We start from the raw sequence: 14196 nt of genomic DNA, 5'->3' as shown, positions 1-14196 counted from the left end.
GGTTTTTTTTTGGTTTTTAAAACGTTAAAAAGCCAATCTCATTTTCTCCTTAATTTCCTCCAAACAAAGGTTGTTGATACTTCCTTCGTGAGTGTGTTTGGTTTCTTTTGGCGATTTAAAAGTGCCGTTTTCCAGTTGTTCAGCAACGACTTTGTATGCATCTCTAAACGGCATTCCGGCAACCACCATTTCGTTTAAAGTATCAACAGTAAACAGATAATCGTATTTTTTATCGGCTAGAATATTATCTTTTACCTTGATGTCTTTGATAGAAAAAATCGCAATATCCAAACAGGCTTTCAGGTTTTGAATGGCAGGAAACAACCCTTCTTTCAACAATTGTAAATCACGGTGATAGCCACTCGGCAAGTTGTTGGTGATTAACGTGATTTCATAAGGCAAGGCTTGAATCTTGTTGCATTTTCCACGGATTAATTCAAAAACATCGGGGTTTTTCTTGTGTGGCATAATACTGGAACCTGTTGTTAAGTGTGCTGGCAAAGAAATAAAATCAAAATTCTGGCTCATATACAAGCAAACATCCATTGAGAATTTTGCCAAGGTTGCAGCCAGACTACTCATAGCAAAAGCCACTGTTTTTTCTGATTTTCCACGGCTCATTTGTGCGGCAACCGAATTGAATTTTAAAGTTTCGAAACCTAATTCTTTGGTTGTAAAAATTCTGTTGATAGGGAAGGAGCTTCCGTAACCTGCGGCGGAACCTAATGGATTTTGATCTACGATTTTCAAAGCAGCATTCAACATAGTGATATCATCTATTAAGGTTTCGGCATAAGCGGAAAACCACATTCCAAAGGAGGAAGGCATGGCGATTTGCAAATGCGTATAACCCGGCAACAAAACGTTTTGGTGTTTTTCTGCCGATTCCATCAATAAATCGAATAGGGTTTTGACTTGATATTTGAATTCGGTTACAACGTCTTTAAGATACAAATTAACATCAACTAAAACTTGATCGTTACGAGAACGAGCGGTATGGATTTTCTTTCCAGCATCGCCTAATTTTAAGGTCAATAAATACTCGATTTTTGAATGCACATCTTCAAAACTGTCTTCAATTTCGAATTTGTCATTTTCAATATCGATAATAATATCTTGTAAAGCTAAAACCAAAGAATTCGTTTCGGAATCGTTTAAAAGGCCTATTTGTCCCAACATTTTAGCGTGAGCGATAGAACCTAAGGCATCGTATTTGGCTAGAACCAAGTCCAATTCTCTATCGTTTCCAACGGTGAAATGTTCGATTTTCTTATCGGTAGGTATTCCTTTTTCCCAAAGTTTCATGTTTTTTTATTTTTTGATGTAGGGTCGGCTCGCGAGCTGTCCGTACGATATAATTATTGTTTGAAAAAATCAGTCAGTATTTTGATATATAAATCAATTCCTTCTTCGATTTCATTTAAATAAATAAATTCGTCAGCCGAATGTGAACGTAAGCTTTCTCCAGGCCCTAATTTTAAAGATTGGCAACTGAGTACCGATTGATCTGAAAGGGTAGGAGAGCCATAGGTCGTTCTTCCCAAGGTGATTCCTGCTTGAACTAATCCGTGTGAAACGGGAATTGAAGACGCATTCAAATGCATCGAACGAGGAGTTACTACAGCACTTACATTTGTTCTTACAGTTTCTAAAATTTCGGTATTGTTGTAACAATCATTTACACGAATATCAACAACCAAATGGCATTCGGCTGGAACTACATTGTGTTGTTTTCCGGCGCTAACTTGGGTTACGGTCATTTTTACTGGGCCTAAAATTTCGGATATTTTCTCGAATTGATAGGTTTTGAACCAATCAATAATAGGCACTGCATTGTAAATTGGGTTGTCAGGATTGTTATGTGCAGCGTGACTGGCTGTGCCTTTTACAACAATATCCAATACCAATAATCCTTTTTCAGCTATGGCCAATTGCATCAATGTAGGTTCGCCAACAATGGCACATTCTAATTCTGGCAAATGTTTTAATACGCTGTTCAAACCATTTTTTCCACTACTTTCTTCTTCTGCTGAGACAACCATTACAATATTGTACGGCAAATTTTCTTGTGAATAAAAATGCGTAAAAGTGGCGATAAGCGAAACTAAACAACCTCCAGCATCATTACTTCCCAATCCGAATAATTTGCCTTCTTCAACAATTGCTTTAAATGGGTCTTTGGTATATCCTTGGTTTGGTTTTACTGTATCGTGATGTGAATTGAGTAAAAGTGTGGGTTTTGATTGATTAAAATATTTATTGTAAGCCCATACATTATTATTTTCTCTTTCGAACGGAATGTTGTTTTGAGTAAACCAATTTTCGATTAAAAGCGCCGTTTGATCTTCTTCGCTAGAAAAGGAAGGAGTTTCAATTAATGCTTTTAAAAGCGCAATGGCTTCTTGAGTTAGGGTTTTTATGGTTTTCATAAAGTTATTGTTGTATGCAATGCCTGTTTATTTTGTAACATGCTATGATGACCAATTTTTATTTTCTGAACGCCTTTCGATAAACTGTTGAAACAGTTGTCTAATTTAGGAATCATTCCGGAATGAATAGCGCCTTCATCTTTTAATTTAGAATAAAGGTCCGAATTAATTTGTTGAATTACCGAATTTTCATCTTCAACATTTTTTAAGACTCCCGCTTTTTCGAAGCAATAGTTTAAAGTTACTTCAAAAAAATCAGATAATGCAATTGCCAATTCGCTCGCAATAGTGTCAGCATTAGTATTTAATAATTGTCCTTTTTTATCATGGGTAATAGCACAAAATACTGGCACAATTCCGTTAGATATTAAAACTTCTAATAAAGTTGTATTCACTTTTTGAACATCGCCCACAAAACCATAATCTATGGTTGGATGGTTTCTTTTAGTCGATTGAATCAAATTCCCATCAGCACCCGAAAATCCCATTGCATTGGTTTCGTTGGCTTGTAATTGCGCCACAATATTTTTATTGATTTCACCAGCATAAATCATTACTACTACATCCAGCATTGGTTTATCGGTAATTCTCCGTCCGTCAATCATTTGAGGAGTCAAACCGATACTTTGCGCCATTTTTGTAGCTGATTTTCCGCCACCGTGTACCAGAATTTTGTTCCCCTCAATGTTCGAAAAATCAACCAAGAATTGAGACAATTCGTTTGGATTATCGATGATGTTTCCACCAATTTTTATAATTGATAATGGTTTTTTATTTGACATTTTTCAGTATTTTTTGCAATACCAATTGTGCCGAATAAGTTCTATTATTGGCTTGTTCAATTACAATTGAATTTTCACTATCGATAACTTCATCAGTCACAATCATGTTTCTACGAACTGGTAAACAGTGCATAAATTTGGCATTATTAGTCAGTTTCATTTTCTCTGCAGAAACGGTCCAATTCGGGTCGGAATTGGTAATTTGTCCATATTCTTTATAATTACTCCAGTTTTTAGCATAAATAAAATCGGCATTTTCGAACGCTTTGTTTTGGTCGTATTCTATTTTGGAATCTTTAGTTATTTCTGGATTCAATTCATAGCCTTCAGGATGCGTAATTACAAAATCCATTTCGGTTTGCAATTGCATCATTTCTACAAAGGAATTGGCTACAGCCTGTGGCAATGCTCTAGGATGCGGAGCCCAAGTGAGTACTACTTTTTGTCGATGCTTTGTTTTGTGTTCTTCCATAGTTATGGCATCGGCGAGCGATTGTAAAGGATGTCCTGTACAGCCCTCCATATTTACAATAGGTACAGTAGCGTATTTTTGGAAACCAGTTAGTACCGTTTCGGCATTATCTTTTTCTTTATCAGCTAATCCTGCAAATGCTCTAATGGCAATAATATCACAATATTGCGAAATTACAGCTGCTGCTTCTTTTATATGTTCAGAAGCGCCTTTATTCATAATGGCACCGTCTTCAAATTCAAGGGTCCAGCCTTCATTGGTAAAATTCATGACCATTACATTCATTCCTAAATTTAATGCTGCTTTTTGTGTGCTCAAACGAGTTCTTAAACTGGGATTGAAAAACAACATTCCTAAGGTTTTGTTTTTTCCTAGTTTTTTATTTTTAAGCGGTTTCTTTTTTATTTTTAGAGCATCTTTAACCCATTGAGAAAGATTGTCGATGTCGTTTATAGAAGTGTAGTTCATTTTTAAATTATTTTTGTAAAAGGAATCTCATTTTTTAACGCTTTTAAAATAAAATTATCTTCCAAACCATTAATTATCCATGTTTCGATATTTGCATCTTTTGCAATTGCTGCCGAATCTATTTTAGATTGCATACCACCAGAACCATGAGAAGATTTTGAATCGCCTATTTCTTTTTCTAAAACTTGAATATCATTTACAAGAGCAATTGTTTCAGGAATTTTGTTATTAATAGATGATTTTGTATATATTCCGTTAGTATTTGTGGCAATAATTAAAATATCAACGTTTAATAAAACAGCGGTTAATGCTGCTAATTTATCATTATCACCAAATTGAATCTCATCTGTTGCAACTGTATCATTCTCATTAATAATTGGTATGTAGTTGTTTTTTACCAATACATTTATTGTGTTTACAATATTTATTTTAGATTGTTCTTTTTCGAAATCAGAATAGGAGAGGAGGCACTGCGAAATAAGTAATCCTAAGTCACTAAAATTTTCATGGTAAATCCGCATCAAATGAGGCTGACCAATAGAAGCTAAGGCTTGTTTCACAAAAACATCTTTATCTTGACTTTCTAGCTTAACAAATTGTTTTGCTGCTGCAATTGCCCCAGAACTTACAATTATAAATTCATAATCGTCTTTTAAAGCGGCTATTTGCATACCAATATCTTCAATTTTACCTCTCGAAATATGATTGGTTTCCTTGGTTAAGGTATTACTTCCAATTTTTAACAATATTCTTTTTTTTGCCATAATTCTTTTTTTTACCACAAAGGGCACAAAGTTTTTTTATTCTAATACTTCAAAAACACAAAGTTCATAAAGTGTCATTTACTATTCTAAATTTTTTCTCAATCTGAAATGTTTTGCCATTTCGCTGATGATCAGGTCAAAAATCATTAATTTACAATCAAAAATCTTCCTATCGAACTTGACCTTCTCCGTAAACATACCATTTATTTGTAACTAAATGTTGTAAGCCTATAGGGCCTCGTTGGTGTAATTTGTCGGTACTTATTGCTAATTCTCCACCTAAACCAAATTGTCCGCCATCAGTAAAACGAGTAGAAGCATTTTGATAAACTGCCGCACAATCAACTTGCTCCATAAATTTCTGGGCTAGGGCATCATTAGATGTAATAATCGAAGCAGAATGGCCTCCACAATATTTGTTAATTTTAGAAATCGCTTCTTCATCAGAATTTACGATTCCAATAACAATCTTATAATTTAAAAACTCTTCATACCAAATTTCTTCATTTTCAATTTTAGAAACCTGAGTCACTTTGGCGAAAGCTTCATCTCCTAAAATAATCACTTTGTATTGCTGTAATTCGGCAACTAATTTTTTCGCAAAAATTTCCCAGTTTTCTAAATTAGTATCAATTAATACTTTATCTAAAGCATTACAAACACCTATATTAGTGGTTTTTCCGTTAATTATAATACTTAATGCTTTTTGTAAATCAGCTTCTTTACTTATGTAAATAAAATTATTTCCACGACCACTTACAATTACAGGACAAGTAGCGTGTTTTTTTGTAAAAGCTATCAATTGTTCGCCACCACGTGGAACGATTAGATCGACTCTTTGAGTTGGGTTTTCAAGAAATGCTTGTGTTTCGTCACGGTTGTAGTTCAAATATTCAACCCAATTGGTATCGATTTCATTATCCGTTAAGGCTTGATGCCAAAGTGAAACAATTTTTAAATTGGACAACAAAGATTCTTTTCCGCCTTTCAGCAAGATTTTGTTACCCGATTTGAAAGCGATTCCACCAGCCTCAACCGTTACATCGGGCCGAGATTCGTAAATAATCATTATCGTACCAAAAGCTGCAGTTTTATTGATGATTTTCAAACCATTTTCGTGAATAAAATGAAATCGTTCTGCTCCTACAGGGTCTTCCTGACTTGCCAATTGTTGCATTGACAAAATCATTCCGTCAATTTTAGCATCATCAACTAAAAGCCGTTTTTCCATAGCCAAATCATCTCCAGAATAATTACTTAGATCCTGTTGATTTATTGTTTTAATATTGGCTCTTTCTTGTTCTAGAAGTTCCGACATTCGGCTTAAAACAGCATTTCGTTTTCCTATGGATAATATTGTGTTCATCTTTATGATTTTAGTTCTGCTAAAGATTCTTTCAAAGCGGTAATGAAAGTATCAATATTTTCCTTTTTCACAGTCAAAGGAGGAAGAATTCTCAACAGATTTTTATTGCTTGAACCTCCGGTAAAAATATGTTTATCAATAATCATTTTCTTTCTCAAAGTACTCACATCAAAATCAAATTCAACTCCTAACATCAATCCTCTTCCTTTTACCTTAATGATTTCTGGAATTACTTTGATAGCTTCAAAAAAGTATTTTTCAATTGCGATGGCATTATCCATCAATTTTTCTTTTTCAATAATATCTAATACTGCAATACCGGCAGCACAAGCCAAGTGACTTCCTCCAAAAGTAGTGCCCAATAGTCCGTGACTTGCTTTAAATTTGGGAGAGGTTAGTATTCCACCAATAGGGAAACCATTTCCCATTCCTTTTGCCATGCAAATAATATCGGGTTTAATGCCATGATGTTGGTGCGCAAAAAATTTACCGCTTCTGCCGTAACCCGATTGCACTTCATCTAAAATCAGGACTACTTCATAAGAATTACAGACTTTTTCTAATGCTTGGAAAAACGAGGTAGTGCCCATGTCTAAGCCGCCTACACCTTGTATTGGTTCAATGATTACACAGGCTACATCGCCTTTTTTTAATTCATTTTCTAGTAATTCAATTTCGTTCAAGGGCAAAAAAGTAACTACTTGTTGTGCATTCATAGGAGCTACAATCTTTGGATTGTCAGTCGCTGCTACTGCTGCTGATGTACGTCCGTGAAAAGCATTATTAAAAGAAACTACTCTTGATTTGTTGGTGTGGAAAGAAGCTACTTTCAAAGCATTTTCATTGGCTTCAGCACCTGAGCTACACAAGAAAAGACTGTATTCTTCACAGCCAGATAATTTACCTAATTTCTCAGCTAATTCTACCTGCAATGGATTTTGAATGGCATTCGAGTAAAAACTCAAATTGTCTAATTGTGCTTTTACTTTAGCTACATAATCGGGTTGGGTGTGACCTATAGAAATCACTCCGTGACCAGAGTATAAATCTAGGTATTCGATTCCTTTTTCGTCAGTAATGATGCAATCTAATGCTTTTACTGGTGTTATTGGATATAATGGATAAACGTCAAATAAGTTCATTTTTATTGTTTAATCAGTTAATTGTTTAATTGGTGAAATGTTTAAAGATAATAAACGAATCACCTATTAAACTTTTTTTAAAATCCACTTGGTTTTAAATGTAAGCCTGTAGTTTCGTCTAATCCAAACATTAAATTCATGTTTTGAATGGCTTGACCTGAGGCGCCTTTGGTTAAATTATCAATTATTGATGTTATTAATAGCCTATTTCCTTTTTTCATTAAACTAATTATACATTTATTGGTTTGAACCACTTGCTTCATGTTGATTGATGTTGTGGTAACGGTAACAAACGGTTGCTTAGCATAATAAGCATCGTATTTTGCTACGATATCTTCAAGACTTTCTTCGATTGTTGTATATAAAGTAGCAAAAATTCCACGAGCAAAATCACCTCTATTTGGAATAAAGATTAATTCGTTCTCATAACCTGCCTGCAATTGATTGACACTTTGATTTATTTCTCCTAAATGCTGGTGGTCGAATGCTTTGTAATGCGACATATTGTTTAATCTCCAGCTAAAATGAGTCGTTTCTGAAGGCGTAACTCCAGCACCAGTACTTCCTGTGGTAGCATTAATGTGTACATCTGAGGTAAGCATTTCGTTTTTTGCAAGCGGAAGTAAAGCCAATTGAATAGCTGTAGCAAAACAGCCTGGATTGGCTATAAACTGAGCATTTTTAATTTTGGTTTTATTCAATTCGGGTAACCCGTAAACAAATGATTTTCCGTCAAAAACTTTATCTTTTGTTAATCTGAAATCGTTTCCTAAATCGATAATTTTGGTATGACTTGCAAACTGATTTTGCTCTAAAAAGGATTTAGATTTACCATGACCCAAGCACAAGAATACAACATTTACATTGGGATTTATAACATCTGTAAAATTCATTTCAATATCTCCCAATAAATCATGATGTGCTACTGCGAGCGGTTTTCCTGCATTGGTAGTACTGTATACAAAATTGATAGTTGTATTAGGGTGAAACATTAGTATTCTAATGAGTTCCCCAGCGGTATATCCGGAACCTCCTATTATTCCAATATTAATCATAACTCAAATGGTTTACAGATGAAAATATGTTTTGGGCATTTCCTAAAATTTTGATAAACCCTTTGGCATCGTCTGATGTCCAAGCGTTGTTCATTTCACCATATTGCCCAAAGCCAGTATTCATCAAATCATTATCCGATTCTATTCCGTCTAACGAGAAATGATATGGTTTTAAAGAAACTGTTACTATTCCGTTTACTGTTTTTTGAGTATCCTCTAGGAAAGTCTCGATGTTTCTCATCACAGGGTCTAAAAACTGCCCTTCATGAAATAACATTCCGTACCAGTTTCCTAGTTGTTCTTTCCAGTATTGTTGCCATTTTCCAAGTGTATGTTTTTCTAACAAATGGTGTGCTTTGATGATAATTAATGGTGCTGCGGCTTCAAATCCTACTCTTCCTTTAATTCCGATTATGGTATCACCTACGTGAATGTCTCTACCAATAGCATAGGAATTTGCTAATTTTTCAAGAACAACAATATTATTAGATGGTTTGTCTTTTTGTCCATTTACGGCAACTAGTTCGCCTTTTTCGAATTGTAAAGTTACTTTTTCTTCACCGTCTTTTTGCAATTGCGATGGATAGGCTTCGCTAGGTAATGGTTTTCCTGAAGTCAAGGTTTCTTTTCCTCCAACGCTAGTTCCCCAAAGTCCTTTATTGATTGAATATTGCGCTTTTTCCCAAGAATAATGCACTCCGTTTTTAGCTAAATAATCTACTTCTTCCTGACGAGACAATTTTAAATCCCTAATAGGAGTAATGATTTCAATTTCTGGCGCAATGGTTTGAAAAATTAAATCGAAACGAATTTGATCGTTCCCAGCTCCTGTGCTTCCGTGAGCAATAGCTGTTGCTCCAACAGATTTAGCATATTTAATAGCTTCAATGGCTTGAAAAACACGCTCTGCACTTACAGATAACGGATAGGTATTGTTTTTTAATACATTACCATAAATTAAATATTTAATTGCTTTGTCATAATATTTATCGACTATAGTTAAATTGGCGTGTTTTGCACTTCCTAATTCGTAAGCTCTATCTTCTATTGCTTTAAGTTCGGTTTCATCAAATCCTCCTGTATTTATTAATACAGTATGAACTTCAAAACCTTTTTCGTTTTTTAAATATTTTAAACAGTATGAAGTGTCTAATCCTCCACTATATGCTAAAACTACTTTTTTAGTTGCCATTTTAATTTTTTTAAGTTCGTGAATATTCAATTTCACATAGTTTATTTTTTTAAGAAAAGTGCTTGTTTTATTTCCTTTAATCTATTCCAAATCCTAATGTTAAAGGGATGTTTTGGTGGATCTTTAGGTTTTTCATTAGGATCGTAAAGCATTCCAGTACACAAACACATTTTATTTTCTTTGCTTTTAAGAATTTCATAATTGGTGCAGGTTTGGCATCCTTTCCAAAAACTTGGGTCAGTAGTCAATTCAGAAAATGGAACAGGTTTGTATCCTAAATCGGAATTAATTTTCATTACAGCCAATCCTGTTGTGATACCAAATACCTTAGCTTCTGGATATTTTTCTAAGGAATAATCAAAAACTTTTGACTTGATTTTTTTTGCTAAACCTAAATTTCTATATTTAGGATGAACAATTAATCCAGAATGTGCTACAAATTTTCCGTGCTGCCAACTTTCTATATAACAAAAGCCAGCAAATATATCGTTGTCTAATGCAATAACAGCATCTCTGTTTTGAATCTTCTTTTTAATGTAGTCAGGAGTCCTTTTAGCAATTCCAGTACCTCTTAATAAAGCAGAAGATTCTATAGTGTCACAAATTTCTTGTGCATATTTATTATGTTCTTCTTGAGCAATAACTATAGATATTTTCATTTCAAGAGTTAGAAGTTTAGGTTAAAAAATGTAAAATATGATATTATTAAAAAAGCTATTCTAAAACGTAATGTTTGAGTTATAGTTTTAATAGTATGTTGAAAAAATTTAGAGTAAAAAAAAGGTAATTTCAAAATAATAAAATGAAAGATGAATAAACGTAACAAACTTTTTTGGACTTATAAATAATTATAGCATCCTTACTTCGGGTGAAGCCAAGTGTTTGTTTATCCTTGAGATAGAAGTTATATGTAAAATCATTTTATTCATTACCGCAAAATTACAATTTTTTATAAAACAATTTTGTTTTTTTTAATTTATAACAATTTTTTAATGCATTGTTACTTTTTGTTTAAATTGGTAACATTTTTTCAATTTACGACAATATCATATTTTGTTAAAAGTCCCTTTAAATTATCAATTGAAAAGATGGCTTTCTTCAATTTCGTTCTTTCAGGGTTTATAGTAAAATTAGAACTCGTTTTAAAGTTGGCTTTATTAGCAATTGCTTTATCAAACTCACTTCGATACAAATCACAGCAGTCGAAAACAGTTTCTGTTAAGTCGGCACTCATAAAATCGACAGCTATAATACTGCAATGTGAAAATGAAGTTCCTTTTAGTTTTAAGGTGTAAAATTTAGAAAAATCGAGAACACAATGATTAAAAGTAATCTCAAAAATTAATTTATCGCACATGGCAAAATTGACTTCTTGAATATTGCAATGATTAAAAGTTACCGATCGTAAAGCTGCATAGTTGATTTTAGTTGAATTGAAATTGCAATTATTAAAAACACAATCAATAAAAGTAACCGATAGAAAGACACATTTAGAGAAATCACAATGACTAAAAGTACAGGATTCGAATTCCTTGAAATTGACTTCATCTTTATCATATAGAATGTTGTTGAATTCAATATCTAGTATATAAGCCATTGTTAAATTCTGCTTTTTATTATATTTGGATTTATAATATTTTTTAAAACAAGAAAAGCCCAAACCTTTGTTTGAGCTTTTACCATGTTTTGTGACCTCGACTGGATTCAAACCAGTAACCTCTTGAGCCGTAATCAAGTGCGCTATTCAGTTGCGCCACGAGGCCTTTTTTGTGGGTGCAAAGATAAGTAATTTTGGTAATTCTGCAAATCTAAATTCAAATAAAATTTAATTTAGATTTTGACCTTTTTTACTCGTCTAACGCTCTTGTGGTTACATAATATCTCCAACCAATAATTACCGTTTGCCATTTTGTAGCTTTACTTAAATCCAATTGTTTTTTAGAAAAACTTGGTAATAGGAGTTTATTTACTTTAGCAATAATTTTAAACATACCATACTTTGTTTTTAATAAATTTTTGGACTATTCGGGTTTGTTATTAAACAATGCAAAATTCCTAGATTTTTTAGGGTATTCAGCATACGATTTATCGCTTGGGTTAACAATTGTGGTTTTAATAGTGATTTTGTCGCCTAAATTAAATCCTTTAGATACCATTTGATAATCTAAAAGAAATTCTCCACAAAAGTAATTTCCGTTTGCATCTTTTTCTATAATTCCTGTATAAATTCCTTTAGACATTTTATTTTTATGGTTTTATAAAGTAATAATGATAACTTTAATATTGATGATTATTAGTTTAAAAAACTTTTCAAAATAGTAATAGTTTGTAACTTTTGCTATTTCGAAAAGTCTTCTTTGATTAGTTTAAGTCCTTTTTATTATTATTTAAAATAGGAAAAAGTTTCTTCGTTTTCAATTTTCAATAGTGTTTCGTATATCAATTTAATTACATTTTCAACGTCATCACGATGCACCATTTCTACCGTTGTATGCATGTAACGCAATGGTAAGGAAATTAGTGCCGATGCAACTCCGCCATTACTGTAAGCAAACGCATCAGTATCTGTCCCTGTTACTCTAGAAGAAGCCAATCGTTGAAAAGGAATGCCTTTCTCAATAGCAGTATTTAATATTAATTCTCTCAAATTATTTTGAACCGCTGGAGCGTAAGTAACAACAGGACCGCGCCCAATTTTTGTATCTCCTTCAATTTTCTTTTCGATCATAGGAGTAGTAGAGTCATGACAAACGTCAGTAATTATAGCAACATTTGGTTTGATAGTTTGAGTAATCATTTCAGCTCCACGCAAACCAACTTCTTCCTGTACCGAATTGGTAATGTACAAACCAAAAGGAAGTTTGATATTATTTTCATGTAATAATCGAGCCACTTCGGCAATCATAAATCCACCCATACGATTATCTATGGCGCGACAAACAAATTTATTTTCGTTCATTATCATAAATTCATCAGGATAGGTAATCACACAGCCCACATGAACTCCCATTTTTTCAACTTGCTCTTTAGTCTCGCATCCCAAATCAATAAAAATATTACTAATTTTTGGGTTTTCCTCTTTATCTCTATTTCTAGTGTGTATAGCAGGCCAGCCAAAAACGCCTTTTACAACTCCGTTTTTAGTATGAATATTTACGCGTTTCGATGGCGCAATCTGATGATCAGAACCTCCATTTCTAATTACATAAACCAATCCATCATCAGTAATATAGTTTACATACCATGCAATTTCGTCAGAATGGCCTTCAATGACAACTTTATAAGGAGCTTCAGGATTAATAACTCCAACGGCTGTACCATAAGTGTCGGTTATAAAAGTATCAACATAAGGCTTTATGTATTCCATCCATAATTTCTGACCTTCAGCCTCATAGCCAGTAGGCGATGCGTTGTTTAAATAGTTTTCTAAAAAGGTTATTGAAGACTTTTTTAATATAGATTCTGTACTCATACGTATTTTTTTTTGCTAAATTATAAATTTGGCATTACACTTGCATACATAATGTATAATTTTATCAATTAAATTTTCTCGTTTATGAAGATCATAAATTCTTTTTTATTCTTTTTTTTAGTATCAATTTCAGTTCAATCACAAATAATAGAAAATGATACTATCAAAATGGGATATCAATTAAAAGAAAACGACACCTTGCTAAGTGAGCCCATTCAGCTCGAAGAAATCTTAATCCTTAAAGAGAAGCTAGATCCAGAAAGTAAAAAGCAGTACTTATTGTTACGCAATAGAGTTTACAAAACCTATCCTTATGCAAGAATTGCTTCTATGCGATTAGTAGCTATTGATAATACAATGGATAAATTAAAAACCAATAAAGAAAAAAGAAAGTACTTCAAAATTGTTGAAGATTATATGGAGAATGAATTTACCGAACAATTAAAAAAACTATCCCGCAAACAAGGACAAATTTTAGTCAAACTCATTCATAGACAAACAGGCATTACAACTTATGAATTAATAAAAGACTATAAAAGTGGCTGGAAAGCATTTTGGTCAAACACAACTGCGCGTGTTTTCGACATAAATCTCAAAACGCCTTATTCTCCATACGAAGTTAACGAAGACTATCTCATAGAAACTATTCTCTTCAGAGCCTTCAACAGCGGAAGGTTAGTCAAACAAGAATCCAAAAACCCAGTCAGTTATGATGATTTGTCCGATTTTTGGGAGCAAAAAGCATTAAAGAAAAATTAAATCTCTTTTTTTATCAGGAGCTATTTCCTGCTATTCGTTACAATCTTTTTCCTGCTAAAGAAGCAAGAAAAAGGATTTCCACTTCTATCAGGGCTATTGACATTTGATTTCAAAAGCACATTTGAATGACTTTTTGAGCTTTGGTTGTTTGTTTTTTCAATGAACATTGCGTCTTAGTGCCTTTGCGAGTAAAATTTAAAAGTTGCAACCCACGCTTGTCCAACGATTTATAAACAAAGTAAAAAAAAGGTTAATAAAGTTTTGGAAAAAAGTAAGATAAGTGTTTATCTTTGCA

General features: G+C 33.1%; 15 protein-coding genes and 1 tRNA gene. 1 reads left to right on the top strand and 15 read right to left on the bottom strand.

Annotated features, from left to right (window positions below; genetic code table 11):
* Positions 1 to 24: 24 nt before the first annotated feature.
* The 15 genes from argH to F6464_RS12525 all read right to left on the bottom strand — a co-directional run bounded on the left by argH (position 25) and on the right by F6464_RS12525 (position 13142).
* On the bottom strand, positions 25 to 1305 hold the full coding sequence (gene argH / locus F6464_RS12595; protein WP_151108304.1) for an argininosuccinate lyase: 1281 nt from the start codon (positions 1303 to 1305) through the stop codon (positions 25 to 27).
* Positions 1306 to 1358: 53 nt separating this feature from the next.
* Positions 1359 to 2429, bottom strand: a complete 1071-nt coding sequence (locus F6464_RS12590; RefSeq protein WP_151108303.1) for a M20 family metallo-hydrolase — start codon at positions 2427 to 2429, stop codon at positions 1359 to 1361.
* Positions 2426 to 3211, bottom strand: a complete 786-nt coding sequence (gene argB / locus F6464_RS12585; RefSeq protein WP_151108302.1) for an acetylglutamate kinase — start codon at positions 3209 to 3211, stop codon at positions 2426 to 2428. The genes F6464_RS12590 and argB overlap by 4 nt, the downstream gene beginning before the upstream one ends.
* On the bottom strand, positions 3201 to 4151 hold the full coding sequence (locus F6464_RS12580; RefSeq protein ID WP_151108301.1) for an N-acetylornithine carbamoyltransferase: 951 nt from the start codon (positions 4149 to 4151) through the stop codon (positions 3201 to 3203). Before F6464_RS12580 ends, argB begins: the two co-directional genes overlap by 11 nt.
* Positions 4152 to 4153: 2 nt before the next feature.
* Positions 4154 to 4915, bottom strand: a complete 762-nt coding sequence (gene proB / locus F6464_RS12575) for a glutamate 5-kinase (RefSeq protein ID WP_151108300.1) — start codon at positions 4913 to 4915, stop codon at positions 4154 to 4156.
* Between the two features lie 169 nt (positions 4916 to 5084).
* Positions 5085 to 6281: a glutamate-5-semialdehyde dehydrogenase gene (locus F6464_RS12570; protein ID WP_151108299.1), complete on the bottom strand. Its 1197-nt coding sequence runs from the start codon at positions 6279 to 6281 to the stop codon at positions 5085 to 5087.
* A gap of 2 nt (positions 6282 to 6283) precedes the next feature.
* The gene (locus tag F6464_RS12565) at positions 6284 to 7423 is read right to left on the bottom strand and encodes an aspartate aminotransferase family protein (RefSeq protein WP_151108298.1); all 1140 of its coding nucleotides are present in this window, start codon (positions 7421 to 7423) and stop codon (positions 6284 to 6286) included.
* A 77-nt stretch (positions 7424 to 7500) separates the two neighbouring features.
* Positions 7501 to 8478 carry an N-acetyl-gamma-glutamyl-phosphate reductase gene (argC, locus tag F6464_RS12560; protein WP_151108297.1) on the bottom strand — a complete coding sequence of 326 codons (978 nt, stop codon included), beginning with the start codon at positions 8476 to 8478 and terminating at the stop codon, positions 7501 to 7503.
* Positions 8471 to 9670 carry an argininosuccinate synthase gene (locus F6464_RS12555; RefSeq protein ID WP_151108296.1) on the bottom strand — a complete coding sequence of 400 codons (1200 nt, stop codon included), beginning with the start codon at positions 9668 to 9670 and terminating at the stop codon, positions 8471 to 8473. The genes argC and F6464_RS12555 overlap by 8 nt, the downstream gene beginning before the upstream one ends.
* 41 nt (positions 9671 to 9711) lie before the next feature.
* Complete coding sequence (locus tag F6464_RS12550; RefSeq protein WP_151108295.1) at positions 9712 to 10329, bottom strand: GNAT family N-acetyltransferase; 618 nt, start codon at positions 10327 to 10329, stop codon at positions 9712 to 9714.
* A 371-nt stretch (positions 10330 to 10700) separates the two neighbouring features.
* Entirely contained in the window at positions 10701 to 11267 is a 567-nt protein-coding gene (locus tag F6464_RS12545) for a pentapeptide repeat-containing protein (RefSeq protein ID WP_151108294.1), read from the bottom strand.
* Positions 11268 to 11359: 92 nt separating this feature from the next.
* A tRNA-Arg gene (locus F6464_RS12540) sits at positions 11360 to 11433 on the bottom strand.
* A gap of 84 nt (positions 11434 to 11517) precedes the next feature.
* Positions 11518 to 11661: an SsrA-binding protein gene (locus F6464_RS12535; protein ID WP_151108293.1), complete on the bottom strand. Its 144-nt coding sequence runs from the start codon at positions 11659 to 11661 to the stop codon at positions 11518 to 11520.
* 30 nt (positions 11662 to 11691) lie between these two features.
* Positions 11692 to 11910: a hypothetical protein gene (locus F6464_RS12530; protein ID WP_151108292.1), complete on the bottom strand. Its 219-nt coding sequence runs from the start codon at positions 11908 to 11910 to the stop codon at positions 11692 to 11694.
* Between the two features lie 143 nt (positions 11911 to 12053).
* The gene (locus tag F6464_RS12525) at positions 12054 to 13142 is read right to left on the bottom strand and encodes a M42 family metallopeptidase (RefSeq protein WP_151108291.1); all 1089 of its coding nucleotides are present in this window, start codon (positions 13140 to 13142) and stop codon (positions 12054 to 12056) included.
* A gap of 84 nt (positions 13143 to 13226) precedes the next feature.
* On the opposite strand from F6464_RS12525, the gene F6464_RS12520 reads away from it, so the two are divergent.
* Positions 13227 to 13901, top strand: a complete 675-nt coding sequence (locus tag F6464_RS12520) for a DUF4294 domain-containing protein (protein ID WP_225318082.1) — start codon at positions 13227 to 13229, stop codon at positions 13899 to 13901.
* The last annotated feature ends 295 nt before the right edge of the window (positions 13902 to 14196 follow it).

The organism is Flavobacterium luteum, assembly GCF_008806775.1.
Lineage (GTDB): Bacteria > Bacteroidota > Bacteroidia > Flavobacteriales > Flavobacteriaceae > Flavobacterium > Flavobacterium luteum.
The sequence above is the reverse complement of the archived record's forward strand: the minus strand, read 5'-3'. Positions and strand labels throughout refer to the sequence as shown.

Bases quoted from the DNA above. Each gene is read 5' to 3' on its own strand.
- argH (WP_151108304.1), bottom strand. From the start codon at position 1,305: ATGAAACTTTGGGAAAAAGGAATACCTACCGATAAGAAAATCGAACAT.
- F6464_RS12590 (WP_151108303.1), bottom strand. From the start codon at position 2,429: ATGAAAACCATAAAAACCCTAACTCAAGAAGCCATTGCGCTTTTAAAA.
- argB (WP_151108302.1), bottom strand. From the start codon at position 3,211: ATGTCAAATAAAAAACCATTATCAATTATAAAAATTGGTGGAAACATC.
- F6464_RS12580 (WP_151108301.1), bottom strand. From the start codon at position 4,151: ATGAACTACACTTCTATAAACGACATCGACAATCTTTCTCAATGGGTT.
- proB (WP_151108300.1), bottom strand. From the start codon at position 4,915: ATGGCAAAAAAAAGAATATTGTTAAAAATTGGAAGTAATACCTTAACC.
- F6464_RS12570 (WP_151108299.1), bottom strand. From the start codon at position 6,281: ATGAACACAATATTATCCATAGGAAAACGAAATGCTGTTTTAAGCCGA.
- F6464_RS12565 (WP_151108298.1), bottom strand. From the start codon at position 7,423: ATGAACTTATTTGACGTTTATCCATTATATCCAATAACACCAGTAAAA.
- argC (WP_151108297.1), bottom strand. From the start codon at position 8,478: ATGATTAATATTGGAATAATAGGAGGTTCCGGATATACCGCTGGGGAA.
- F6464_RS12555 (WP_151108296.1), bottom strand. From the start codon at position 9,670: ATGGCAACTAAAAAAGTAGTTTTAGCATATAGTGGAGGATTAGACACT.
- F6464_RS12550 (WP_151108295.1), bottom strand. From the start codon at position 10,329: ATGAAAATATCTATAGTTATTGCTCAAGAAGAACATAATAAATATGCA.
- F6464_RS12545 (WP_151108294.1), bottom strand. From the start codon at position 11,267: ATGGCTTATATACTAGATATTGAATTCAACAACATTCTATATGATAAA.
- F6464_RS12535 (WP_151108293.1), bottom strand. From the start codon at position 11,661: ATGTTTAAAATTATTGCTAAAGTAAATAAACTCCTATTACCAAGTTTT.
- F6464_RS12530 (WP_151108292.1), bottom strand. From the start codon at position 11,910: ATGTCTAAAGGAATTTATACAGGAATTATAGAAAAAGATGCAAACGGA.
- F6464_RS12525 (WP_151108291.1), bottom strand. From the start codon at position 13,142: ATGAGTACAGAATCTATATTAAAAAAGTCTTCAATAACCTTTTTAGAA.
- F6464_RS12520 (WP_225318082.1), top strand. From the start codon at position 13,227: ATGAAGATCATAAATTCTTTTTTATTCTTTTTTTTAGTATCAATTTCA.